This window comes from Streptomyces graminofaciens, from assembly GCF_030294945.1.
In the GTDB taxonomy this organism is placed as follows: Bacteria; Actinomycetota; Actinomycetes; order Streptomycetales; family Streptomycetaceae; genus Streptomyces; species Streptomyces graminofaciens.
This window is the reverse complement of record NZ_AP018448.1, coordinates 4,749,662-4,773,037: the sequence shown is the minus strand read 5'-3', so window position 1 is coordinate 4,773,037 and position 23,376 is coordinate 4,749,662. Positions and strand designations below refer to the sequence as shown.

Genomic DNA, 23,376 nt, shown 5'->3' with positions numbered 1-23,376 from the left:
CCTCCTTTTCCGGTGTGGGCTTTTCGGGACTACTTGGTAAGCGGGGCCCGGGGTGCTGCCGTGGTCCGGCCGGTCGAGCGGAGGAGAGCGTCCAGGCACAGGTCCGGGTCGGCGGTCAGGTGCGAGGTGTCCTCGGCGACGCGGGCCGCGTCGGCGTCCGAGACGTAGGGGGTGCGGATGCGGGTGTAGCCGGGGCGGCCCTGCATGGCCATCACCGCGACGCCGACGTAGGCGGGGTCCTGCAAGGTCACCGGGCTGGCGTCGGGCCAGTTGCGGATGTCGTCGCCGAGTGCGGCCACCGCGGCTTCCACGGTTTTCTGCGCGAAGGTCAGCCCGATGGGGCACACGTCGCGGATGAAGGTGGGGATGGCGTCGCCGGTGGTCTTCTGGCTGATCAGGATCACCAGGATGCCGACGCTGCGGCCCTTCTTGACCAGGTCCTCCACCAGGCGGGCGTTCTCCGCCGTCAGCGCGGCCAAACGTTTCGTCTCAGCGTCGCTGCCCTTGTACTCGCGGAAGAACGTGTGCGCCTCATCGATGATCAGGACCGTGAGCGGCCACTCCGGCGAGGGGCCGACATGCCACATGTTCTTCGCACCCAGCACGTCACGGATGGTCGAAGAACGCCGCTTGCGCAGCTCCACCAGGCGTTTGAACAGCGCGTTGGCTTCATCGAGGTCGTCACCGCAGAACGCGAACATCCGCTTGACCAGGTCGGCGTAATCGCCCTCCGATGCCCGCGATACCTTGCCGTCCGCAGTCGCGATCTGCACGGCCGCCGACGGCGCGAAGTCACAGACGAACTTGTTGACCCCCGAGGTCTTGCCCGCACCGGGGACGCCGGCCACGGTCACCCCGGGCACGTTGGCCAGGGACACGCACACCTGCGCGGCGTACTCGTCCACGCCCAGTTCCCAGCGCGTCAGGTCCGTGGGCGGGCGGCCGGTGGGCCGGTGCGTGGTCGGCGTGGTCAGTGGGTCGGAGCGCACGCCCCGGATCACCACCTTGCCGGGGCCGTCCGGCAGGACGGAGACCCGCGTGCACCGCCAGGCGTCCGCCAGGAACCGTGCCGACTTCTGGTACTCCTCCAGCCCGACCTGCGGCAGCGTCCGGGCTCGTACGATCACGCCGAACTGGTCCGGCGCCACCTTGATTCGGGGAGTCAGCACCCGAGGCGCGGGGGTGGGGCCGTCCTTGTGCGCGGTGATCTGGGCGAGCAGGCTCGGGGTCTTGTCGGTGACCGTCAGCCCGGCCATCCGCGCGAGCCGTACCCAGCCCCAGCGGACCCGGAGGGCCTGCCGCATGCTGGTCCGTGTGCCCCGGTCGGCCCGCACGTAGTGCACAACGCCCACCAGCAGCCACACGCTGACCAGCACGACCACGACCAGCAGCGCGTACGACGCGTATTCCGTCACGGCTTCCACGTTCATGCCCCCTCTTCGCGTATCAGGCGGAACACGTGGCCCAGGTCCAGGCGGGCCGCCTGCTCCGGGCTCAGGCCGAGCAGATCGAGCACCGCAGACGAGGCGGAGAACGTGGCCTTGCCCTCGGTCCCCGGCAGGGGCCGGAGCGGGTACAACTCCCGCTCCGGCACGGAGTCTTCGAAGCGGATCACTGGGCCGCCTCCACCGTCACCAGCTCCAAGCGGGCGGCGCGGTAGGCGACGCCGTCGGAGAGCTGCCCGTTGAAGATCCGCGCCCACGGGGTCGCGAACAGGTCCACCGGCCGCACCATCACACCCGGCTTGAGCCCGGCGGCCAGGCCCGTCTCCGGGACCGTGACCTTCAGGACCTCGGCCCGGCCGTCCTCCATGAGCATCACGGTCACCGTGTACAGCGACGCGCCGGTCTCCCGGTCGGTGGCGACCTCCCCGGTCTGCTGGTCCTTGATCTTCAGCGCCGGGTCGGTGCCCGCGATGCAGACCGCCGACGGCAGTAGAGCAACACGGATACGGGTCATGGCCATGCCATCACATCCTCGTTCGATGGAGCCGCTTGATCGACTCGCCATGAGCATAAGGAGAAGATCGCTCATCTTGCAAGAGCGATTAGCTTGTGACATCGATGAGGTGCAGTGAGCGCCAGATGGGTAGCACGTAGATGTGCCTGTAGCGCTACGGGCTGCTGGCGATACCGTGGGGGCATGACCCTGCCCTTGGACGAGGACCCCCGGCCGCCGTATCTCCAGGCCGCCGAAGCTCTACGGGACGCGATCCTGAACGGCGAGTTCCACCCCGGTGAGCGCCTGCCCTCGGCCAACGTGCTGGGGGAGAGGTTCGGTGTCTCCAGCTCCACTGTTCAAAACGCTCTGCGGGTCCTCAAGCAGGAAGGGCTGGTCCATTCCCAGCTCGGCCGGGGCAGCTTCGTCAGCATGTCCGCGAACGGAAGCGCCGAGCCGACCGACAGTGAGCACGACGAAGCTGAAACCGGAGAGCCGGACTGGCCGGTCGATGCCATCCGTAACGAAGACGGCCGGCCGCCGTACGTTCAGGTGGCCGACGCCCTCCACCGAGAGATCGTGGAAGGCGTCTACCCTCCCGGTTCCCAGCTGCCCCCGGCCCGCGAGATCCAAGAGCGGTTCCAAGTCGCCAACTCCACCGCCCAGAACGCCTACCGGAGACTCAAGCAGGCAGGACTTGTGTACGCGGTCAAGGGGCGCGGCGTCTTCGTACGCCAGGAACCGGAGCCGGGCAAGCACCGCAGTCCCATCACGAACTACCTGCTGAGAGAAGAGATCGACCGCGAGGCCCGCTCAGCCGCCACCGAGTTCGCCGACCTCAGCGACGAGGAGCTGCTGGAACGAGAAGCGGAGCTGGACCAGCGATGGGTCACGGTCCGTGAGGAGCACCAACGGCTCTTCAACGAGCGCCGGAAGGTCAAACGAGAGAAGAGCCGACGCGGCCTGTTCCTGCCACCCCTCCACGGCGACGACGCCGAGCCGGACATGTCGCCGAGCGAGAAGCTGGAGACCGCCCTGGCCGAATCGAAGAAGCGCCGGCAGCAGCGACCCTGACCATCGGCCAGACAGCTTGACCAGCGGGTGAGCTGTTCAGAGTTTCTTTACTTGATCAAGGCGGCCCGCTGGCGCGGCCCGCGCGCGCTCCGGCCCTGCGGGGCCGCCGCCCGCTCCTGTCTCCGCCCCGCTGGCGACGGCCCCGCCGGTCCGGGCGCGCAACAACCAGCACAGCCAACCCTTTCCGGGGCTCCACCCCAGACCCCGGCCCTCCCTCCGAGGGGCAGGGGGCCGTGTGCGAGTGCGGCTTCGTCGTGGTGTGGGGTTCGCGGTCGCGGGAGGGGGTCCCTCGTCGCCCGGGCACCGGAGGCGTACCAGGAACCCCCGGGGGCCGCCAAGGCCGAGCGCACGCGTCACGAAGTGAGCCTTGGCGGCCCCCGGAGAACCCTGGCACGGCGAAGCTGCCCGACCGACGAGGGACCCCCTCCCACTCAGGCCCGGAATCTGCCGGAGGCTGACTCCGGCCGGCGGACGGCCAACTCCGAGGGCGCTCAGGACGCCAGCAGTTCGGCGACTTCGGGCACGTCGCGATAGGCCCGCAGTCGATCGAGTACGATCCTCGTGCGTTCCGCCGTGCGTTCGCTGCCGCTTTGCCCGAGGGCGAGCATCCGACCCGCTGTTCCCGCTGCGGCCTCGGGCTCGTTGGCGTCGGCGTAGGCCACCGCCAGCCAGGAAAGGTACAGCGCCAACTCCCGGGCGTGGCTGGCGTCGTATCGTCCCAGCACGTCCGTCAGCAGCGGCACGGCCCGCAGCGGGCGCCGCAGTTCGGTGTAGACGCGGGCCTCCATGACCTGCAATTCCCCGGCGTCCATCCAGTACAGGTACGACGGAGATTCGGTGCCGGCCGAGTCCTCGGACAGAGCCTCGGCTGCTTCCCCGAGGGCGGTCATCGCCGGGCGGTCCTGCCCGGCACGGGTATGCGCCCAGGCGACACGGTCCAGGTACAGCGCGCGAGCCTTCGCCGGGGCGTCCGGACCCGCGTCCTCCAGCGCGGCGCGGGCCAGTCCCACTGCGTCCGCTGTCCGGCCGGTGTTGCTCCACTGGTAGGCCAGCGAGCCCGCCACGTTCCCGGACAGCACGCCGTCCTCGGCGGCCTGTGCGGCGCTCATGCCGAGCCGGTAGATGCGCTCCGCCTCGGCATGCTCCCCTGCATCGGAGGCCACCCACCCGGCGATCTGCGCCAACTCTCCGATGGCCCGTAGAAGTTCGCGCCCCACTTCTTCGGTGTGTGTGCCCTCGCGGTAGAGCTTCACCGCCGCTTGCAGCTCGCGCAGGGCGGGCCCGATCAGGTCTTTGCCGTAGACCACATCGTCAGCCAGCCGCAGGCCGTGGACCCGCTGGGCCAGGTCGGCCACCTGTCCGGCCCCGATCCGGCGGCCCGTACGAGCACGCAGTGGGGCCAATGGGTCGCCCTCGGGCAGGAAGTCGGCGACGGACCGGACACGCGGCGCGGACTCGACCCGCTGAACGGCTTTCGCCATCTCCAGCATCTCGCGCGGCACCTCCAGCACCTGCGCGAGGAAGGGCAGCCACTCCCGCGGAGACCGCGTCCCGATCTCCCAACGGGACACGTCATTTCGCGTCGGCGGAACGCGCCCAGGAGCAGCCTCAGCCAGAGCCTCGGCGAGCCGCCGCTGACTCCAACCACGCGCCAGGCGCAGCCGCCTGACCAGTTCCCCGACCGTCTCCCGCACCCCACCAGCTTGGCAGACAGCAAGGCAGACACGCTGGCTACTCCGCAAGGTCCACGCCAGCGGGACGCTGATCAGCAACCCCGGGTCGAGTCGAGGAGAGGGCAACAAGATGTCTGAGCATGCGACACCGTGGTCAGAGGGTCCCGCTATGCAGGGGCCGCGCCTGCTGCCTTGGGCCACCGCCGAGGGGAAACCCTGCTACCTCAGCACCGACGGCCGCGGCTACGTCGCCACCCTCGCCGACAACATCGAGTCGGTACAACTCGGTATGGGTGCGGAGCTGCTGGAGTACGCCCGAGACACCATGGCCCCCGGCGCGAAGATCCTGTCGGCCACCGAATACTGCTGGCTGGCCTGCCGGTTGACCGAAGCCCTCTCCGACGCACTCCGGGTCGCCGACTCACGCGGACAACGCCTCCCGGGCCCGGAGGAGGAAGAGGAAGCGGGCGAAGATGTCTGACTCCACGAACACCGACGCACCGGCCCGCAGTACTGCCCGTGGCCGCTTTCGATTCCGCGAGTACCACGTGACCACCGTCCCCGACACCTTGGCCCTGCCGACCGTCGCGGCGGAGTGCGTCACCGGCGAAGACCGCAACTGCGGTGCCACCTCCGGCCCCCTGCACACCCCGGACGAACTGACCCGCTGGATTGCTGGACACTGCGCCGCCACCGGCCACGAGCTGTACGAACAGACCACCCGCACCCTCCTCTGCGCTGAGCCCGGAGCATGGCAGTAAAGTCCCCTGCGCCAGCACCACTTCGGGTACAGCGCGACCGCGCGGCCAGTACCGTCTGACGGCAGTAGCGACGGCAACACCCACGGATTCCCCCGCACAACCACGGACACCAGCGGAACCCGAAACCATCGCTGATCTGCGAATACGCAGATAGAGAGGGGTCGCGTAGCACACGTACTATGTGCTGGCGGGGCAGACTCCGGTCCTCGTTCACAACAGCAACTGTTGGACTGTCAAGGCGAGAATGCGTGCAGCCGGTCCGGGGGAGGAATTCGGTCTGCCGAACCAAGGTCGCATTCGATATGTACCTCCGAAGGGCTATAATCCCGCGAACCCCTTGCCGCGAGGTCGTAACGGTGGATATGTTGACCGATTCGGTAACGAGTGGACAGTGGGTCCATCGCGTACCGAGGGGCATCCTTTCGAGTGGGATGTTCAGTTGTCGCGTCAAGGACGGGAGAAGATCGGTTGGCTCTCTCGCGATAATCGCCACGTCAATGTAGACCCATTTGGGGAGGTGACTCATAGATGAGGGAGTTCGATTTCGATGAAGTCGTCACCGTTCTCGAAACCAGCCGCACTGTAGAACTCGGAGTTGCTGGCGCCATAGGGGCGATTTGGGGCAAGAGTCAAGGCGTCGACGAGAGGATCTACGCTGTCCTCATCGGGGATGAAACGACCATGCTCCCAGAGTCTGTCCTCGTGCCGACCGGGCGCTACATCGATCCAGACGAGGTGTACAGCGGTGAATCCATCAGGGTTCAAGCAGAAAGGTATCCTGAAAAAGGAGTGGAGTAATTGAAGCCCCCACTTCTTCACTGCCCGGAATCCCGAAGTCGGGTCAGGATGCACCGATGTTGGGGTTTATGTTCGGTGGATTTGAATCCTCCGAATGGTGTTGTGGGAACTGGCTAGGCGAGCGATATGTATTCGTAGCACGCGCAAAGTTGAAGCCCCGTCAGGCTGCGCCTGACGGGGCTTCTGCGTGGGGTGACGGCAGTAGCTGACGGCAACGTCAGCGGATGACGGCGGCTCGGGGTGGTGGTTCGTTGCGACCAGAGCCGACAGATTCCCCAGAGCCGACGGTCTCCGTGGTCTTCGGACTCCCGAGGGCGATGCCGAGGGTGTTGATGGCGTCGTGCTGGAGGCGGAGTCGGACGTGGGCGTAGACAGTGGCGGTGACGCCGATGTGGGCGTGGCCGAGGAGTTCCTTGATGACGACGAGTTCGACGCCCTGTTCCAGTAGGAGGGTGGCGGTCGAGTGACGGAGGTCGTGGAAGCGGATGCGGCGGAGGCCGGCCTTGCGGAGGAGTGTGGTGAAGGCGCGGGTGAGGTTGGTCGGGTCGATCGGTCGGCCCTGCGGGGTGGTGAACACGTGCCCGTCGTGCTGCCATGTGGTGCCTGCGGCCTCACGTTCGCGCTGCTGCTGTTCGTGGTGGTGCTTCAGGGACTGGACGCAGCGGGTGGGGAGGGCGATGCGGCGCTCGGAGGCTCGCGTCTTGGTGGGCAGAGTGGTGAGCCCACCCGCGCTCGTGCGCTGGAGGGTTCGGCGGACGGCGGCGGTGCCTGCGTCGAGGTCGAGGTCTTCCCAGCGCAGTCCGAGGAGTTCGCCCTTGCGGAGTCCAGTGTGGAGGGCGAGTTCGAACAGGGCGTGCAGCCGGTGGCCCTGGGTGGCGGTGAGGAGCTGGCGGGCTTCGTCGGTGGTGAGCGGTTCGAAGCGCCGGGGCCGTGGGGTGCCGGTGCGGACGTTGCGGGCCACGTTGCGCGGGATCTCTTCCTCACGCACGGCGTGCTCCAGGGCGGACTTGAGCACGGAGTGGATGTAGGTGAGCGTCAGCGGGGACAGCAGCTTGTGGCAGCACTGGCCGACGGCGCAGCAGCGGGACTGTTCGCGTCGGGCGTCGATGCCGCGCGTGCAGCACTGGCAGGTGGTGCGGAGCTGGTTGAGCCAGGTGCGGACGTCCTTGGCGGTGAGCTTGGTGAGCTTCTTCTTGCCCAGGCCGGGGATCAGGTACCGGTTGACGCAGGCGGTGTAGCGGATGTGGGTGTTCTCGCGGAGCTGGTGAACGGCGACGTTCTGAAGCCAGTACGTCAGGTACGCGGCCACGCTGCCCTGCGCGGAGGGGACGGGGAGGCCGCGGTTGCTGGCGGCGATCTTCTCGGTGAGCTTCGCCAGGGCTTCCTTGCGGGTGGTGCCGTAGACACGGACGCGCCGACGCGTGTTGCCGGGGGCGAGGACGTATCCGGCAGCCTCCCAGCGGCTGTCCTTGCGTTGGTAGACGGTGCCGTCGCCGTTGGCGCGGGTGCGGCGGGAGGCGGGGGTGTCGCGGGGTGTGGTCATCAGGCGGCGGCTTCCTGTTCGAGGCGGGTGCGGATGAAGTCGGTGAGCGCGTAGGCGGGGATGCGGCGGGCGCGGCCGAGGGTGATCGAAGCGAGCTGACGAGAGCGGATGAGGTCGTAGACGGCGGTGCGGCCCAGTTGGAGGCGGGCCATGACCTGGGGGACGGTAAGGAGTTCGGTACTGGCGGTCACGCGACGGCCTCCGCCCGGACAGCACTGGTCAGCCGATCAGCGGAGCGACCGACCGGGTGGCTGGTGGAGTGAATGGCGCGGTCACTGGAGTGCTCCGAGCGCCGGGTTCGGGTCGGTTGCTCGGGTCGGGTCTGCCGTGTCGCGGCCAGGAGGTCGGCGAGATGTTCGAGTTCGGGCAGCAGGCCGGTTCCGGCGTACTGCCAGTGGGAGATGACCAGCGTCGTATCCGAGCCCCCGCGCTGACTGGCGGTATCGCGGTGACCTGTTGGGTGGCCGTGACCGGATCGGTGATCGGCGGTCAGGCGGGTGGGGTGACCGGCCCGGTCACCGACCAGGTGCCTGTCGGTGCGGTGGTCAGCGGTCGGTATGTCGGCTGCGGCGTCGTGTCGGCCGGTTCGCCAGGCGGTGCGTTCGGCGCGGAGGTGGGCGAGGGTGGTGGAGTAATGGCGGGTGCGGGTGGAGAAGTGGCCTCGGAAGCCGAGCATGTGGGCCCATTGGCGCAGGCGGAGGTGGGCGTGCTGGCGGTTGGTGGAGAGGTGCCAGGCTGTGTGGATCATGCGGCGGGCGTGGTCGGTGATGTCGTGCGTGGCGAGTTCGGCGAGGAGTCGGAGGCGGCGGTCGAGGGTGCCGGTGGTGGTCTCGGCTCCCTTGGTGGCGTACTTGGCGATGTAGGCGGCGACGTGCCGGTCGGTGACGGGGCCGTCTCCGGTGAAGTCGGTGCCGCGGATCGTCCGGACGTCGATCTGCCGCCCGAACCGGAACACCAACCGCCCCGCCCGATCTGAGTCTTGGGGCGGGGACGTGGGGACGTTCCCGGCGGGCTGCGGTTGCTTCGGTGGTTCGCCCTCGTGGTGGACGCGGGTGCGTGTGGCGGCGGCGCGGATGGCGTGGTTGAGGAGTTGGGTGGTGGCCCAGGCGGGCGGGGTGCTGGCGGGTCCGGTGGGTCCGTCGAGGCGGATGACGGCGTGGAAGTGGACCTGTCCCCGTTTCTGGTATTCGGCGACCTTGGCGTAGGAAAGAGTGGCGTGGTGGCGCAGGGTCCGCTGCGTCAGCCCCGCCGCCTTGGCGATCTCCCGCCGCAGGTGGGTGGTGAAGCGTGCCCACAGGGCCGGGGCGTGAGCGTTCCACAGGACCGCGCCGATGTAGTCGTACCGCTCGGGGTCGAGTGGGGTGCCGAGAAGCGGGTCGTCGTCAGCATGGAGCTGGCCGCAGTGGCAGCGGCCGGTGTCGGGCTGGTTGTGGACGGGGCCGAAGCCGGGTGCGGTGAGCGTGGCGAACACGCGCGGGTGGGCGGCGACGCTGGTGGGGACTGTTTTGCCGCCGCGTAGTCCGGCGGCGATGAGTTGGTAGGTGTCGTAGCGGTAGACGGTGGAGCAGGCGGGGCAGCGGGTGGCGCGACGGTTGCCGCAGCGGACCAGCAGTTCGCCCGCCGGGAGCCGGCCGGAGTCGAAGTGGTCGAGGATCTCGCCGGTGGCGGTGTCGAGGTGGGTGCGGTGTCCGGTGAGGCGGATTGGGTGCGTGCAGCCGCTGAGTCCGGCTATCTGCCGTGCGAGGGGTGCGAGTTGGCCGGTGGCGGCGAGCTTGGCCAGCCTGGCGGTGAGCCTAGCGCGACGCTCCAGCGCCCGCCCTGCAGCCGCAGTGGCGGTGACTTCCGCCGGACACGTCGGCGTCGTGAACGCCGACGACGGACGCGAGACGGCTGGAACGGTCGCGGGGTACGGGAGTTGGACCTGTGCGGGCATGGGGAAAGAGGCCTTTCGGCGGGAGCGCGGAAGCGGTACGGCGCGGGGTGGCGTGGGCAGGTCGAAGTGATCGGCTCACAGGGGAACGGGGCGCCTCGGAGTTGGGCGCGGGGCCGGACCAGGGTCTGGTCGGCGGGGCGCGGTGGTGATCACCGGCGGGTGCGTGACGCTAACATCGCCCCACGAATTCAAGTGCATCCCTCCTCATTCCTTTCTGTGGGTGGTGGGACGCGGGTAGTGTGGGGCCGGTTTCCCGGTTTGGACGGGCCGGATTTCGCTGGTAGAGGGCGTGGAAAGCGGGGGTGATCGGGCGTGGTGGTGGGGCGGCGCGGGCGCAGGCCGGCGGGCAGCGGGGTGCCGCTGACGTTCGAGGTGATCGCCGAGACCTTGCGCGAGCGGATCCGCTCGGGCGGGTTGCTGCCGGGGGACGCGTTGCCGACGCAGGCCGTGTTGATGCGGGAGTTCGGGGCGGCGAGTCTGACTGTGCAGAAGGCCATGGCCCTGTTGAAGCAGGACGGGTGGGCGCTCTCCCGTCCCGGCAAGGGAGCCTTCGTCGCCGACCGCGACCACGTCGCCGGCGACGCTGATGACCTCGATGGCCCGGAGGCGACCGCACCCGCCGGCGGGACGTTGGCTCGCGTCGAGGCGCTGGAACGAGCGCTGGCCGAGGCCGCTCAGCAGATTGCCGACCTCCGCGCCCGCGTGGAGGTACTGGAGTCGGGCGGCGGCGGTGGGCGGGGCCGCTGACCCGCCGTGCCGGGTGACCCGGGGTGTGCGTTCAGATTTTCTCTTCGAGGTTCAAGGCGGGCCTCGCCCGCATTGGCTGACCGCCGTCGCCGACAAGCCCGCCGTTCGCTCGGGAGGCCAGCCGCCCCGGCAAGGGAACGGTCCAGGACTGCGAGAGCGGCAACCGGCCAGATTGCCGGGATGACCGGAACCGGGCTCCTGGCGGAGCAAGTTGTCGCCCACGACCGTCCTACGGCCGGATCGCAGGCACATGGCCGACCAGGGGGCCGCCCCTCACGCGCGCCGCCGGACTCGCCGAGCCCGGTGGTCGGCGTTGCCTCCGGCGGGGGCGAAGCTCCCGGCCGCCCGTCGGGGGCCGACTCTTCCCGCCCCGGCCCCGCGCCGCCAGACTGGGCGACGCACCCGCCCGGCCGTACGCTGCCTCTCCCGCTCGGGCCTGATCCTGCCGAAAGAAGCCGACCCTGCGCCGCCTCGGCAGGTTGCCGCTGGTTTGCGGGCGGCGCCGTGGCATCAGGACGAAGGGGGGAGTGCGGGGTGTGTGACGCTGGAGCGGCTGCGGTCGCGGCGACGACACACGACCTGAACTACGAAGTCGCGCTCTCCCACCCCGTGCGATATATCATCGACGATATGGACAGCGGGCGGTACTCGATCGAGATCGAGCCGGAGGTGCGGCTGTGGCTGGAGAACCTTCCCGCCCATCACTACAAGCAGGCCGAACGCGTCGCCGACCTGCTCGCCGAGCAGCCCACCACCCTCGACGAACCGCACTCCCGCCACCTGGGCGGCAAGCTCCGCGAGCTGCGCTTCCGCCTGGGCGATGCCCATCAGCGGATCACCTACTGGCTGGCGCCCGGCCGACGTGTCGTGCTGCTCACCGTGTTCCGCAAGACCAAGATGCGCGAGCAGGCCGAAGTGGACCGCGCACACGCCGCACAGCGATTGTGCGAGGCAGAGCATGAAGCCGCCGCCGAGCACGACCTCTACAGTCGCAACCTCAAGGAGAACCGATGAACCACAGCGAATGGAGGACCCGTCGCCACCGCCAGCTGCTGGGCGAACACCTGGACGCTGACCCCGAGTACGACCGGGTCTACGAAGAGGCCGGCCTCGCCATGACGTTGGGCAAGGCCGTCTACGACCGGCGTAAGCAGCTGGGCCTGAGCGAGGCCGAACTCGCCGAGCGCATGCACGTCGACGTCGATGACATCGAAGGCATCGAGACGGCCACCGAGCTGCCGCCCATCGCGGTCATCATGCGCCTGGCCCGCGCACTGGACCTCACGGTGGACGTGCACCTCGCCGGCGGAGACGAGCCCACCGTCACCATCGTCGCCCCAGCGGCCTGAGGCGGGGAGGAACCATGCAGGACCCGCCTTCCGCGCTCGCCCGTGAGCTCGGGCAACTCGTCCACGACCGGCGCATCGAGCTCGGGCTGTCCCAGGCCGAGCTGGCCGAGCGGTGCGGGATGAAGCAGCCGCAGATCTCCCGCTTCGAAGGCGGCGGGACCGTGCCCACGCTTCCCCTCCTGCGCCGCCTGGCTCAGGCTCTCGGCGCCGACCTGACCATCAGCCTCACCCCGCACGACAAAGCCGCTTGACACGCATTCGGAATTCCTGGAATTCCCCAGGCGGTGTTGACCACTGACGGCAGCAGTGACGGCAACACCAGCAGACTCCAGCGCACGAGCACGAACATCAGGCGACTGTCAAATTGCCCGCTGACCAGCAAACTTGCAGGTAGGAGCGGGCTGGCCTGCACACGTACTATGTGCTGGCGGGGGCGACGCCGGTCCTGGTTCATAACTCCAACGGGTGGTGTGGTCCAGGCTTTAGAACAGCGTCAGATGCGGGTATCAGAGCCAATGATGCGAAGCGCATCCAGAATGCTGCCGACAAGACAGGTCAGGCGATCATCGTGGTCGGTAGCCGAGCGGGTAACGGGAACCTCAACCCAACTTCTGACTGGGATTACATATTGACCGGTCCGTCCCGGGCCCGTAGTAGCGTCAAGAACTCCCTGCCTCAGGGTATGGGTGATGGAGAGGGTGGAAGTGGGCGTGGTCGGGACTTCTATCAGAGCTACAATCCAAATGCCAAACAGTACACGGAGTTGGACAGGGATAGGCCTTACGTGGTCTTCGAACCCAGGGGGTAGGTGACCGTGACCGAATTGCGGGCCTCGGAACGGATGATCAACGAGGTGGCCCAGGAGTTGCACAGCCTGGAGGAGGGCGTGGAGTGGTTCTCTGCGTTCGGTCCAGAGGAGCAGAAGTCCATTCTGCATGAGATCGCCCTCTATCTGATGCAGGCGCATGTCACTGTGGAAGACGGGCGTATGGGCCTCGAGAAATCAGGGGTCAAGGCGACCATGACCCCTGCGGTTCTCATTGTTCGGGAGCCAATCCTCGAACAAATAGGGAAGATTGAAAGATTGCCGCAGCAGGAATATTTGAAGGCGTTCCGCGTCCTCATGTCCACGTTCGCGGTGGCTGATACACGACGAAGAGAAATGGAGTGCCGAGGAGCTTGTACTCACGCCTGGCATAACTTGTCTTAGGGGTCAACGTCCTCGGCGCCCCGAAGAGTAAATTATCGAGGAATTCTGAGTTCACTCGGGCGTAAGTTGGGAGCCCCCGCCGATTCGATAATCGGCGGGGGCTCCCGGGCGTTTGACGGCAACGCTGACGGCAACGTCAGTGGACGAGTGCTGCGGCAGGTGGATCGTCAGGCGGTTCCTCGATGCCGTTCAGGGCGTTGTTCAGGCTGTCGATGGCTTGGCGTTGGAGGCGAAGTCTGACGTGGGTATAGACGCCCGCGGTGACGCCGATGTGGGCGTGGCCGAGTAGTTCCTTGATGATGACGAGGTCGACGCCCTGTTCCAGGAGCAGGGTTGCGGTTGAGTGGCGGAGGTCGTGGAAGCGGATGCGTCGGAGTCCGGCCCGGTCGAGGAAGGTGCAGAAGCGGCGGGTGAGGTTGGCCGGGTCGAGAGGCCTGCCAGCGGGTGTGGTGAAGACGAGGCCGCTGTCTCTCCAGCCTGGCCCTGCCGTTTCGCGTTCCTTGTCTTGGGTCGTGTCCCTTCTCGTGGTGTAGGCGATCATCCGGCGGTCGTGTTGGTGGTGTTGGGTAGTGCGGGGGCGCTTTCGGGGCGCTGGGCGGGGTAGAGCTGGTCCATGCTGCCTTCGGGCAGGTAGCGGCGGGGGAAGGCGATCCATTCGTCGTGCAGTTCGAAGAGCACGGCGGTGACCAGCCGCAGGAGCGCGTCGTCGTTGGGGAAGACCTGGACGACGTCGGTGCGGCGCTTGACCTCGCGGTTGATCCGCTCCAGCGGGTTGGTGGACTGGATCTTTTTCCAATGTCGCTCGGGGAAGGCGGCGAAGGCGGTCAGGTCGTCCTTCGTCTCCAGCAGCATGTCTTTGACCTTGGGGAACTGTGTGCCGAGCATGTCGGCGACGGTGTCGAGCTGGGTGCGGACCGCGTCGGCGGTGGGCTGGGCGAAGATCGTGCGGATCGTGGCGGCGGCCATCTCGGCGGCTTCCTTGTTGATCACGCTGAACACGTTGCGCAGGAAGTGGACCCTGCAGCGCTGGTAGGCGGCCCCGAGCATGACCTTGCGGATGGCTTTGACCAGTCCCAAGTGGTGGTCGCCGATGACGAGCCGGACCCCGGTCAGACCGCGTTCGCGCAGGTGACGCAGGAACTCGGTCCAGAACACCTCGGTCTCACTGTCGCCGACCTCCCCCACTCTCGACTTCGCTCGAGCGGCGGGACCCCCATCGCCCAGCACCTCCCGCCCGCCCTCCTCGGTGATCCCGGTGGCGATCACCACGGCCCGGGACACGATCTGGTGCTCGACCCGCGCCTTGCAGTAGGTCGCGTCCAGATAGACGTACGGGAAGCGGACGTGGTCCAGTGGCCGGGCACGGAACGCGGTCAGCTGGCCGTCCAGGTCCTGGCAGATCCGCGAGACCTCGCTCTTGGATATCCCGGTCTCCGCGCCGAGGGCCTTGACCAGGTCGTCGACCGACCGCGTGGACACACCGTGGACGTAGGCCTCGATAATGACCGCATACAGGGCCTGGTCGATGCGGCGGCGCCGCTCCAGCAGCGCGGGGAAGAAGTTCCCCGACCGCAACTTGGGGATCGCGAGGTCCAGGTCGCCAGCCTGGGTGCTGAGCGTCTTGTCGCGGTGGCCGTTGCGAAGCCCGGTGCGCGTGTCGCTGTGCTCGTTCCATTCCGCGCCGATCCGGGCAGTGGCCTCGGCCTCGATCAGCTCCTGGAGCATCCGCTCAGCCACGCTGCGGACGATTCGAGCCCGTCCGCCGAACGTAGTGACTCAAGCAGCCGGAGTAAGTCATGCTGAGACAGGGCCATCCTGCACCTCCTGCGTTGAACTGCCCGTTCACTACGGAGAGTTGCACGATGGCCCACCTTGCGGGCAGGGAGCGAAAGCCCATCGGCACACGCCCCCGGCGCACTCCCTAACCGTGATCGGCTACACCACGACGAGGGACGCCATCCTCCTCCGATCCACAACAAGCCGTCCGCTGCCTGCCCCTACCCCGTCGCGATCATGCCCCGCACACGAAGAAGCCCCTGCTCACCGAACAGGGACTCCCTTTGCCACAACGCACTTAGATAGGAATTCGCGCCCCGAAGTCCCGGCCACCCCGCACAACGCCCGATATCGAAGCACCATGCAGCCCTCCCGGCCCTATCCCAGTGACCTGTCCGACGCCCGCTGGGAACTCATCCGCCCCACCCTGGAAGCCTGGCGCCAGGCCCGCAACGGCATCCGCAAACCCACCCACGACCTGTGCACCCTGATGAACGCCATCTTCTACGGACCCGTGCGATGTGCGTGCCGGTGAGTTCCTCGGTGTTCCATGCCCCGGCGTATTCCTTTTTGCGGCAACACTCAGACGGTACCCGGCCAGTGGACCTCTCAGGGCGTTTCGATCCCTGCTCAGGCGTCGACCCCGTACAACGTGCTCAGGTCGATCAGGAGAACATCCTGGCGTTTCTTGGCGAGTTCCGTCACGTCCGCATGGAACCCGTACAACGAGAACAACGCCAGAGTCACCCCACTCGTGTCGTACCCCTGACCGGCCAGCAACTCCCTGATCCGCTCCAGCCGCTGTAGGTCCCCCATCCCCCGCCGCGCCGCCGTAGCCTTGGCTTCGCCCAGCAGTGCGATCCGGGCCCGCGGGGACTGTGGGCGTTCACCGAGGGCCAGGGCGATGACGTCCACCTCGTGTTTGGTGCGGGCGGCGGGGTCGGGGACCTCTGTTGTGCCGACGGGGCCGGGGAGGCCGCCCGGGAGTACGGCGTGGGCGTAGCGGCGGGTCCAGGTGCGGGCGAGTTCCTCGAAGTGGGGGCCCAGGATCTTGGAGTTGAACGTGGGCAGGGAGGTCTGCCAGATCTCCTCCGCGTTGCCCTCCTCCACGGCTGCCGCCTGGGGGAGTGTGATGAGCTGGTTGAAACGGATCACCGGGTCCGTGAGAGTGATGACGGGGTGGCGGGTGCGGAGGATGTCCTGTTCGCGGTGGATGTAGCCCGTTGAGTCCAGGACATCCAGCGGGTGCGTGACGGCGTTGCGCTGACGGCCGAGCGCGGCGCCGATCTTGCTGGGGGTGCTGGCGCCCTGCGCGATGGCCGAGAGGATGTCGTAGTACAACGTGTGTTGGGTGATGCGGGGGTCCTCACGTAGGAGGTACTCGGTCTCCGCGGGAGAGTAGACCGCCCGGCCCGGGTCGAGGAGCGTCCGCGTGATCCATTCGTCGAAGCCCGCGTTGGGACTTGGGCGACCGGCGAGAGAGCGGTAGCCGGCGGCACCGCCCAGGACCGCGTGGACGCGGAGCGCCGTGAGCGGGTCGTCGATTTGCCAGAAGTCCTTGCTTGTACGGAAATCGAAGGCGCCCAGGCGCAGGTCGATGACAGCGCGTCCGCGCAGCGGTTTCGTGCCCGACAGCAGCTCGTGCATGACGCTCATCGCCGATCCGCACAGAATGACTCGCGCGCCCACGCCGTCGTCCCACTGGTGCTCGTCGTAGAGGAGCTGGAGCAGGCCCGGCAGTTCGGGGGAGTGCTGGAGCAGATACGGGAGTTCGTCGATGATCAGGAGGGCCGTTGTGGAGCTCCGGGCCGCCACGTCCAGGGCATTGGTGAGAACCTCTCGCCAGTCCGGCAGATTCAGGGTGCCGGGGCGCAGGCCCGCATGTGCGGCGATCGCCTCGCTGAAGCGTCGCAGAGCCGGGAGGCGGCCTTCCTCCCTGACCGCGGTGATGTAGAGGCCGCCGTACTCCTTGCACAAGGCCCGGAGGAGGTACGACTTGCCGTGGCGTCGTCGGCCGGACATGATGCCGAGCCGCATCTCGGGTGATGGGTCGCTGAGGAAATCCGTGAGCAGCGCCCATTCTCGATCGCGATCGACGACTCTGCCGGGCTTTGACGGCTGAGGTTGGTACCCAGCCTCGTGTTCTCCCATAGGAGGCACTCCTGCAGATCGACTATGGCGGATTCTGTCTAAGTGTAGTTAGACACAAAAAGTCACAGCCCGTTGCGACGGAGTTCACTCGTTCGGGTCCCCGCTCAACCTCCGCAACACCACCCCACACCGCCGCGCATAAGCATGCTGCAACCCCCTCGTCGCCGCCCCGCCCGCCCGGGCGTACCACTTGGCGGGCCGGCTGAAGGCCGAGACGGTGAGCCACACGGTCCCATCCCCCGTGCGGTCCACCACGAACGCCTCCTCGCCGCATTCGGGGTGGCCGGGGAGGGTGCCGTAGGCCCAGCCCTTGCGGCGGGGGTCGTCGAGTGTCCAGACGACACGGCAGGGGGCCTTTATCACTCCGCCCAGGGAGACCGTGAGGTCGACGCCCGGGGCGGCCTCCATCGCCTCCGTGCGTATGCCCACGCCCATCGCGCGGTGCATCTCCCAGGTGAAGACCGCCTGGGCGGCGCGTTGGAAGACCTCCACGCCCTCGCCGAGGCGGGTGCGGACATGGAGGGGGTGGAAGCCGGGTGGGGTGCGGCCCTCGCGGGTCGCTCCCACGTCCGTGTAGGTGTAACCGGAGATGTCTGAGTGGGGCATGGGGCCAAAGCGTAAGGCGGTACCCGGAGTCGCCTTCTCTCCGGGTACCGCCCCAGTGCTTTGCCTAGCTCAGCGTCACGCGGTGACGTTCACCGCGGCCCAGGCCGCGTTCACACTCGCGTACTCCGTGCTGCTGGAGCCGTACAGGGCCGACGCCGCGTTCAGGGTCGCCGTGCGGGCGCCCTTGTAGTTGGTGGTCGACGTCATGTACGTGGTGAGCGCCTTGTACCAGATCTGCGAGGCCTTGTCGCGGCCGATGCCGGTGACCGTGGCGCCGTTGGACGTCGGGGAGTTGTAGGTCACCCCGTTGATCGTCTTCGAGCCGCTGCCCTCGGAGAGGAGGTAGTAGAAGTGGTTCGCCGGGCCCGAGGAGTAGTGGACGTCCAGGTTGCCCAGGGTCGACGACCAGCTGTCCTTCGACGCGCCGTCCTTGCTCGGCTTGTCCATGTAGCGCAGCGGGGTGCCGTCGCCGTTGATGTCGATCTTCTCGCCGATGAGGTAGTCGCCGACGTCCTTGGAGTTGCCCGCGTAGAACTCGACCGCGGTGCCGAAGATGTCGGAGGTGGCCTCGTTCAGGCCGCCGGACTCACCGGAGTAGTTCAGCCCGGCGGTGTTCGAGGTGACGCCGTGGGTCATCTCGTGGCCCGCCACGTCGATCGAGGTCAGCGGCTTGGTGTTGCCCTCGCCGTCGCCGTACGTCATGCAGAAGCAGCTGTCGTCCCAGAACGCGTTGACGTACGCGTTGCCGTAGTGGACGCGGGAGTAGGCGGCGACACCGTTGTTCTTGATGCCGTTGCGGCCGAGGATGTTCTTGTAGAAGTCCCAGGTGACCTGGGCGCCGTAGTGGGCGTCCACGGCCGCGGTCTGCGAGGTGGAGGAGCTGGAGGCCGCGCCCGTGCCCCACGTGTCGTCGGCGTCCGTGAAGAGGGTGCCGGCGGAGGACGAGGTGCTGCGGGCCTTGTTGTACGTCTTGTGGTTGCCGCGGCCGGTGTCGTTCAGCTGGTACGTCGAGCCGGACAGCGAGGTGCCGATGGTCACCGAGCCGCTGTACTGGCTGTTGCCCGTACCGGTCTGGACGGCCTCCCACTCGTACAGCTTCTTGCCGCTCTGCGCGTCGGTGATGACGTGCAGCTGCTGCGGGGTGCCGTCGTGCTGGAAGCCGCCGACGACCGTCTCGTAGGCGAGGGTCGGGGTGCCGCTCGCGGCCCAGACGACCTTGCGCGGGGCCTTGTCGGCCGCGGACTTGGTGGAGCCCTCCGCCTTGGCGGCCTTGAGGGCCTGCTTCTCGGCGGTGGCCTTGGTGACGTCCGCGGTCAGGTCGGTGACCTTGATGCTCTTCTTGGTCGCCTTGGTGACGCTCTTGACGGCGCCGGCCTTCGTCTCGTGGACGACCAGGTCGCCGCCGAGGACGGGGAGTCCGCCGAAGGTGCGCTCGTAGCGCGTGTGCACGGTGCCGTCGGCGTCCTTGACGACGTCCTTGACGACCAGCTCTTCCTTCGAACCGAGGCCTATCGCGTCGGCGGTCTTCGCCGCGTCGGCGTCCGCCTCCTTGATGAGGGCGGTGCGCGCGGCCGCGGTCAGCGAGACCGGGGCGGCCGAGAGCTCCGGGGCGCCCGAGGTGGGCTGCGCGGTGGCGCCGGTGGTCAGTCCGGCGGTCAGCAGGGCACCGGCGGCGACCGCGGTCGCGATGGCCAGGGTGGTCTGCTTGCGACGCGCGTAGAACGGGCTCACTCATGCTCCTTGGTGGGGGAGACCGGTCGGTGTTGGGGTGGCCGGCCGGTGAATCTGAAGTTACGAGTGCGGCGGTTGGGTGAAGAGTGGCATCCGGGGCGCGTACATGTCAGGAGGGCATAAGGAGGTTGGCTGAAAACCGACCTTCTTGCTTTGTTACTGCCGCGTAACGCGCGCGTGGAGGTGGTAAAGCGCCAACCAACCGGCCATCAGGGCAAGGTAAAGAGGGCGCCGCCCCGGGGAGTCGCTCCACCGGGACGGCGCCCTGTCGCCGCGCGTTCCCACGACCGGCCGAGGCCGGTCAGGCATGGCCTACGGGAAGGTCAGCTTCCAGCTGTTGATGTACCCGGTGTCCTGGGCCGCGTTGTCCTGAACCCTCAACTGCCAGGTCCCGTTGGCGACTTCGGAGGACGCGTTCACCGTGTACGTGGTGTTGATGTTGTCCGTGCTGCCGCCGGTGCCGTACGCCTTCAGCGTGTACGCCGTGCCGTCGGGGGCGATCAGCTGGACCTGGAGGTCACCGATGTAGGTGTGCACGATGTTGACCGCCACCGCGAGGTTCGACGGCGCGTTGCCCGTCCGCCCGGTCACCGTGATCGAGGAGTTGACCGCCGCGCCGTTGTCCGGAATTGATACGTCGGTGGCGTTCTCGAAGGAGGTGCCGCCACCGCCGCCGCCACCGCCGTCGGAGCGGGAACCGACCGCGACGCCGGCCCACGCGTCCTGTACGGCCTTGTACTCGGCGGACGTGGTGCCGTACAGCTCACCGGCGACCGCGAGGGTGCCGGTACGGGCGCCCGCGTAGTTGGTCGTGGAGGTGAACTTGGTGGTGAGCGCCTTGAACCAGATCTGCTCGGCCTTGGCGCGGCCGATGCCCGTCACCGGGAGGCCGTCCGAGGTGGACGAGTTGTAGCTGACGCCGTTGATGGTCTTGGCGCCGCTGCCCTCGCTCAGCAGGTAGAAGAAGTGGTTCGCGGGACCGGACGAGTAGTGGACGTCGACGGACCCGATGCCCGAGTACCAGCTGTCCTTCGACGAGCCGTCCTTGCTCGGCTTGTCCATGTAGCGCAGCGGGGTGCCGTCGCCGTTGATGTTGATCTCCTCGCCGATGAGGTAGTCACCGACGTCGGAGGAGTTGTTCGCGTAGAACTCGACCGTCGAGCCGAAGATGTCCGAGGTGGCCTCGTTCAGACCGCCGGACTCGCCCGAGTAGTTGAGACCGGCCGTGGCGGAGGTGAGCCCGTGGGTCATCTCGTGCGCGGCCACGTCGATCGACGTCAGCGGGTTGGCGTTGCCCGAGCCGTCGCCGTACGTCATGCAGAAGCACGAGTCGGACCAGAAGGCGTTGACGTACGCGTTGCCGTAGTGCACCCGGGAGTAGGCGCCGACGCCGTCGCCCTTGATGCCGTTGCGGCCGTGCACGTTCTTGTAGTAGTCCCAGGTCAGCTGGGCGCCGTAGTGGGCGTCGGCGCCGGCCGACTCCGCGTTCGAGGCGGTGCCGTTGCCCCAGACGTCGTCCGGGCCGGAGAAGAGCGTGCCGGTGCCGGACGTGCCGCGGTTGAGGTTGTACGTCTTGTGGTTGCCGCGCGCGCCGTCGGTGAGGTTGTACGTCGAACCCGACTGCGTGGTGGTGAGGTCGACCGTGCCGGAGTACACCGTGTTGCCGGTGCCGGTCTCGATCGCCTCCCACGCGTACAGCTTCTTGCCGGTCTGCGCGTCGGTGATGACGTGCAGCTCCTGCGGGGTGCCGTCGTGCTGGAAGCCGCCGACGACCGTCTCGTAGGCCAGGGCCGGCTTGCCGTCGGCGGCCCAGATCACCTTGCGGGGCGCGCGGTTGACGTCCGGGCTCTTGGCCTTCTCCGCCTTCGCGGCACCGAGCGCCTGCTTCTCGGCCTTGGCGGTGGCGATGGCCGGCTTCAGCGAACCGACCTTGATCGTGGCCTTGGTGGCCTTGACGACACCCTCGGTCCGGCCGGCCTTGGAGGTCTCGACGACCAGGTCGCCGCCGAGGACCGGCAGCCCCCGGTACGTCCGCTCGTACCGGGTGTGCACGGTGCCGTCGCGGTCCTTGACCACGTCACGGACGACGAGCTTCTCCTTGGCGCCGAGGTTCAGCGCGTCGGCGGTCTCGGCCCGGGTGGCGGTCGCCTCGCGTATCAGCTCGGCGCGCTGGGCGGGGGAGAGCTTGGCCGGAAGTGCGCCGGGGTCGGCCTTGCCCGCGGCCGACGGTGCCTTCTCCGGGGCGGCGGTGGCGGCGCCCGACTGGACGGCCGCGGCCAACAGGGCGGTGACGGCGACGAGTGCGCCGGCTGCCGCGCGCCGCTGGACGGTGCGCGAACGGGTGGTGCTGGTGTGGGAGGTGTGTCTGTGGGACTGGCGTCTCAACACTGACTCCTTCTGCGTGGCCGCGGGTCACGCGGCCGGGGAGACCGGGCGGTTGGTGACCGCCCGGGCAGAACAAGGGTGAACGCGAAATCCACATACGTGGGGGTTGCGCCACGGCACGGTGGCGGTGCTCGCACGGTGATGCTTGTGAGATTGCTGTGCCGTGGTTGTGGGCAGAGTGGCAGGAGTCTGTGGCGCCTGTCAGGAGCGCGTCAACAAGTTGGCCGGAAATCGTCCGTTGGCCGGTTGGTCATGTTCGCTATACGGACCATTCGCAGCCGGGAGACCTGGGAGGGCGTCAGTCGCCGGCGGGCTCCCGTGGGTTCTCCTCGGTGTCGGCGGCGGGCCTGGGTGGGGCCAGGACGACCGAACGCTTTCCGGGACCGGTGATGATCTCGTAGCCGTCGGAGGAACGGAGGGTCACCGAAACGCCCTTGCTGTTGGCGAACTCCTCCATATGGGAGCGGACCGAGTCCACGTTGTCCGCCGAGACCGTCCCCGAGTCGTACACGACCTGGATCTCCGCCGGAATGCGGTCCGTGACCACGCGGTAGGCCTTCGCCCTGTCGTAGCGGAGCGGCAGGGCGGTGAGCAGGTCGTCGAGGAGGTTCCGGCCGACCTCCGACTTGTCGCTCGACGAGTCCGCGCCGCTCTTCCCGATCTGCTGCATCGGGACGCCGGACGAGTCCACCCGCTCCGCGATCATGCGCAGCACGCTCTCCTGGCGCCGCGCCAGCACGAGGACCTCTTCGAGAACCTCGTCGGTGGCGCGGGCCGGGGTGGCGGAGGCGGCCGGACTGGCCATGCTGCGGGCCCCGGCGAGTCTGGTCTCCAGGTCCGGCCAGAAGTAGGCATCGAACGCCTGGCCCAACTGGACGTCCGTCGGGTTCGTCAGCCCCGCGTGGTCGCGCAGGGAACGCAACATGGCGAGGACTTCGCCCTTGTCCGAGCTGGAGACGGCCTGGAACTGTGCGAGCGGCCCGGTGAGATCACTGACCGGGAGATCCAGCAGACAGGGGATCACGCGGGTCTCGCCGACCGCCTTCGACAGGGCTCCCGCTTCGAAGTTGATCCACGGGGCGAGGCTGTTCTCCCGGGTGACGCAGATGATCCCCGACGCGGACTGTGCGAGCTCCTGCTCGATGACCCGCAGGCCCCGGTCGCCCTTGGCGATGTCCTGCGAGGAGACGAAGGGAGTGGCGCCCTGGAGGAAGATCCCCAGCCAGTCCCTCAGCGATTCCGCCATGGCCTGGGCCCGAGGCCCCGACCAGCTGATGAAGACCTTCACGGTGGCGCCTCCGATCAGATCTCGCCCGTGTCGCCGGGCCGGTTGTCCCGAGTCCAGCTCAGCGTCACCTCGAAGTGCCCGTCCGAGACCTGAGACACCACAGCCTCGCCGGTCGCCGTCATCTTGATGCCGAAGCGCAACTGCACTTCGTCGGGGCGGGCCCCGGAGTTCCTCGCTTCCTGGACGAACGACTCGGCGATGCGCATGACCGGTCTGAACGTGTCCGACAGATAGCCGAACGCACGCTCCCGAGAGACGGGACGGAACCCGTCCTCGGGTTGCTCGACCTCCACCAGGACGCGCTCACCGCCTGCGGTGACGTAGGAGACGAACGGTCCCTCACTCCTGTCGTACACGCCCAAGCCGACCAACCCCTCCAGCCTCCGGCTGTTCCGCCCCTCGGAGCCCATCGG

22 protein-coding genes and 4 pseudogenes are annotated in these 23,376 nt (G+C 68.0%); 11 read left to right on the top strand and 15 right to left on the bottom strand.

Annotated features, from left to right (window positions below):
* Window positions 1-29: 29 nt before the first annotated feature.
* The 3 genes from SGFS_RS20210 to SGFS_RS20200 are packed head-to-tail and all read right to left on the bottom strand — an operon-like array spanning window position 30 to window position 1,965.
* Window positions 30-1,430 carry a cell division protein FtsK gene (locus tag SGFS_RS20210; RefSeq protein ID WP_286252182.1) on the bottom strand — a complete coding sequence of 467 codons (1,401 nt, stop codon included), beginning with the start codon at window positions 1,428-1,430 and terminating at the stop codon, window positions 30-32.
* Window positions 1,427-1,615 (bottom strand): hypothetical protein, encoded by a 189-nt coding sequence (locus SGFS_RS20205; RefSeq protein WP_286252181.1) that lies wholly within the window; start codon window positions 1,613-1,615, stop codon window positions 1,427-1,429. The genes SGFS_RS20210 and SGFS_RS20205 overlap by 4 nt, the downstream gene beginning before the upstream one ends.
* Window positions 1,612-1,965: an SCO3933 family regulatory protein gene (locus SGFS_RS20200; protein ID WP_286252179.1), complete on the bottom strand. Its 354-nt coding sequence runs from the start codon at window positions 1,963-1,965 to the stop codon at window positions 1,612-1,614. Before SGFS_RS20200 ends, SGFS_RS20205 begins: the two co-directional genes overlap by 4 nt.
* Before the next feature lie 177 nt (window positions 1,966-2,142).
* On the opposite strand from SGFS_RS20200, the gene SGFS_RS20195 reads away from it, so the two are divergent.
* Window positions 2,143-3,012: a winged helix-turn-helix domain-containing protein gene (locus tag SGFS_RS20195; RefSeq protein ID WP_286252177.1), complete on the top strand. Its 870-nt coding sequence runs from the start codon at window positions 2,143-2,145 to the stop codon at window positions 3,010-3,012.
* A 491-nt stretch (window positions 3,013-3,503) separates the two neighbouring features.
* Here SGFS_RS20195 and SGFS_RS20190 read toward each other — a convergent pair whose 3' ends face one another.
* Window positions 3,504-4,583 (bottom strand): transcriptional regulator, encoded by a 1,080-nt coding sequence (locus tag SGFS_RS20190; RefSeq protein WP_350284007.1) that lies wholly within the window; start codon window positions 4,581-4,583, stop codon window positions 3,504-3,506.
* 271 nt (window positions 4,584-4,854) lie between these two features.
* On the opposite strand from SGFS_RS20190, the gene SGFS_RS20185 reads away from it, so the two are divergent.
* The 4 genes from SGFS_RS20185 (at window position 4,855) to SGFS_RS20175 (ending at window position 6,244) form a co-directional block, all read left to right on the top strand.
* Complete coding sequence (locus SGFS_RS20185; protein ID WP_286252174.1) at window positions 4,855-5,166, top strand: hypothetical protein; 312 nt, start codon at window positions 4,855-4,857, stop codon at window positions 5,164-5,166.
* Window positions 5,159-5,446 (top strand): DUF7848 domain-containing protein, encoded by a 288-nt coding sequence (locus tag SGFS_RS20180; protein ID WP_286252172.1) that lies wholly within the window; start codon window positions 5,159-5,161, stop codon window positions 5,444-5,446. Before SGFS_RS20185 ends, SGFS_RS20180 begins: the two co-directional genes overlap by 8 nt.
* 244 nt (window positions 5,447-5,690) lie before the next feature.
* A complete protein-coding gene (locus SGFS_RS51450; RefSeq protein ID WP_126392612.1) occupies window positions 5,691-5,978 on the top strand; it encodes a polymorphic toxin type 17 domain-containing protein in 288 nt (95 codons plus the stop codon).
* Complete coding sequence (locus SGFS_RS20175; RefSeq protein WP_286252170.1) at window positions 5,975-6,244, top strand: hypothetical protein; 270 nt, start codon at window positions 5,975-5,977, stop codon at window positions 6,242-6,244. The genes SGFS_RS51450 and SGFS_RS20175 overlap by 4 nt, the downstream gene beginning before the upstream one ends.
* 217 nt (window positions 6,245-6,461) lie before the next feature.
* On the opposite strand, the gene SGFS_RS20170 is transcribed toward SGFS_RS20175, so the two are convergent.
* From SGFS_RS20170 to SGFS_RS20160, 3 genes are read right to left on the bottom strand one after another with little or no spacing between them, the layout of a single operon-like run.
* Entirely contained in the window at window positions 6,462-7,787 is a 1,326-nt protein-coding gene (locus SGFS_RS20170; protein ID WP_286252168.1) for a tyrosine-type recombinase/integrase, read from the bottom strand.
* A complete protein-coding gene (locus tag SGFS_RS20165) occupies window positions 7,787-7,978 on the bottom strand; it encodes a helix-turn-helix domain-containing protein (RefSeq protein WP_286252167.1) in 192 nt (63 codons plus the stop codon). The genes SGFS_RS20170 and SGFS_RS20165 overlap by 1 nt, the downstream gene beginning before the upstream one ends.
* A complete protein-coding gene (locus SGFS_RS20160) occupies window positions 7,975-9,720 on the bottom strand; it encodes a replication initiator (RefSeq protein WP_286252165.1) in 1,746 nt (581 codons plus the stop codon). Before SGFS_RS20160 ends, SGFS_RS20165 begins: the two co-directional genes overlap by 4 nt.
* Before the next feature lie 312 nt (window positions 9,721-10,032).
* Between SGFS_RS20160 and SGFS_RS20155 the strand changes: the two genes are divergently transcribed.
* From SGFS_RS20155 to SGFS_RS20135, 5 genes and pseudogenes are all read left to right on the top strand, one after another.
* Window positions 10,033-10,467, top strand: a complete 435-nt coding sequence (locus SGFS_RS20155; RefSeq protein WP_286252164.1) for a GntR family transcriptional regulator — start codon at window positions 10,033-10,035, stop codon at window positions 10,465-10,467.
* Between the two features lie 630 nt (window positions 10,468-11,097).
* Window positions 11,098-11,481, top strand: a complete 384-nt coding sequence (locus tag SGFS_RS20150; RefSeq protein ID WP_274239336.1) for a type II toxin-antitoxin system RelE/ParE family toxin — start codon at window positions 11,098-11,100, stop codon at window positions 11,479-11,481.
* Complete coding sequence (locus SGFS_RS20145) at window positions 11,478-11,816, top strand: helix-turn-helix domain-containing protein (protein WP_274239335.1); 339 nt, start codon at window positions 11,478-11,480, stop codon at window positions 11,814-11,816. Before SGFS_RS20150 ends, SGFS_RS20145 begins: the two co-directional genes overlap by 4 nt.
* Before the next feature lie 35 nt (window positions 11,817-11,851).
* A pseudogene (locus SGFS_RS20140) lies at window positions 11,852-12,067 on the top strand (helix-turn-helix domain-containing protein); the annotation flags it as partial.
* A gap of 557 nt (window positions 12,068-12,624) precedes the next feature.
* Window positions 12,625-13,026 (top strand): DUF5958 family protein, encoded by a 402-nt coding sequence (locus SGFS_RS20135; RefSeq protein ID WP_286252162.1) that lies wholly within the window; start codon window positions 12,625-12,627, stop codon window positions 13,024-13,026.
* 136 nt (window positions 13,027-13,162) lie between these two features.
* Here the strand turns inward: SGFS_RS20135 and SGFS_RS20130 are convergent.
* Both SGFS_RS20130 and SGFS_RS20125 read right to left on the bottom strand, forming a co-directional pair.
* Window positions 13,163-13,534, bottom strand: a pseudogene (locus tag SGFS_RS20130) (tyrosine-type recombinase/integrase); the annotation flags it as partial.
* Between the two features lie 29 nt (window positions 13,535-13,563).
* Window positions 13,564-14,840: pseudogene (locus SGFS_RS20125) on the bottom strand (IS256 family transposase).
* A gap of 323 nt (window positions 14,841-15,163) precedes the next feature.
* Between SGFS_RS20125 and SGFS_RS20120 the strand changes: the two are divergent.
* Window positions 15,164-15,310, top strand: a pseudogene (locus tag SGFS_RS20120) (IS5 family transposase); the annotation flags it as partial.
* A 122-nt stretch (window positions 15,311-15,432) separates the two neighbouring features.
* Here SGFS_RS20120 and SGFS_RS20115 read toward each other — a convergent pair.
* The 6 genes from SGFS_RS20115 to SGFS_RS20090 all read right to left on the bottom strand — a co-directional run bounded on the left by SGFS_RS20115 (window position 15,433) and on the right by SGFS_RS20090 (window position 23,373).
* Entirely contained in the window at window positions 15,433-16,953 is a 1,521-nt protein-coding gene (locus tag SGFS_RS20115) for an AAA family ATPase (RefSeq protein ID WP_286252159.1), read from the bottom strand.
* Window positions 16,954-17,037: 84 nt separating this feature from the next.
* Window positions 17,038-17,559: a DUF1990 domain-containing protein gene (locus SGFS_RS20110; RefSeq protein ID WP_286252157.1), complete on the bottom strand. Its 522-nt coding sequence runs from the start codon at window positions 17,557-17,559 to the stop codon at window positions 17,038-17,040.
* 75 nt (window positions 17,560-17,634) lie between these two features.
* Entirely contained in the window at window positions 17,635-19,290 is a 1,656-nt protein-coding gene (locus SGFS_RS20105; RefSeq protein WP_286252155.1) for a M4 family metallopeptidase, read from the bottom strand.
* Between the two features lie 312 nt (window positions 19,291-19,602).
* Window positions 19,603-21,675, bottom strand: a complete 2,073-nt coding sequence (locus tag SGFS_RS20100; RefSeq protein ID WP_286252153.1) for a M4 family metallopeptidase — start codon at window positions 21,673-21,675, stop codon at window positions 19,603-19,605.
* A 298-nt stretch (window positions 21,676-21,973) separates the two neighbouring features.
* The gene (locus tag SGFS_RS20095) at window positions 21,974-22,963 is read right to left on the bottom strand and encodes a toll/interleukin-1 receptor domain-containing protein (RefSeq protein ID WP_286252151.1); all 990 of its coding nucleotides are present in this window, start codon (window positions 22,961-22,963) and stop codon (window positions 21,974-21,976) included.
* Between the two features lie 14 nt (window positions 22,964-22,977).
* Window positions 22,978-23,373 carry a CU044_2847 family protein gene (locus SGFS_RS20090; RefSeq protein ID WP_286252150.1) on the bottom strand — a complete coding sequence of 132 codons (396 nt, stop codon included), beginning with the start codon at window positions 23,371-23,373 and terminating at the stop codon, window positions 22,978-22,980.
* Window positions 23,374-23,376: the final 3 nt, after the last annotated feature.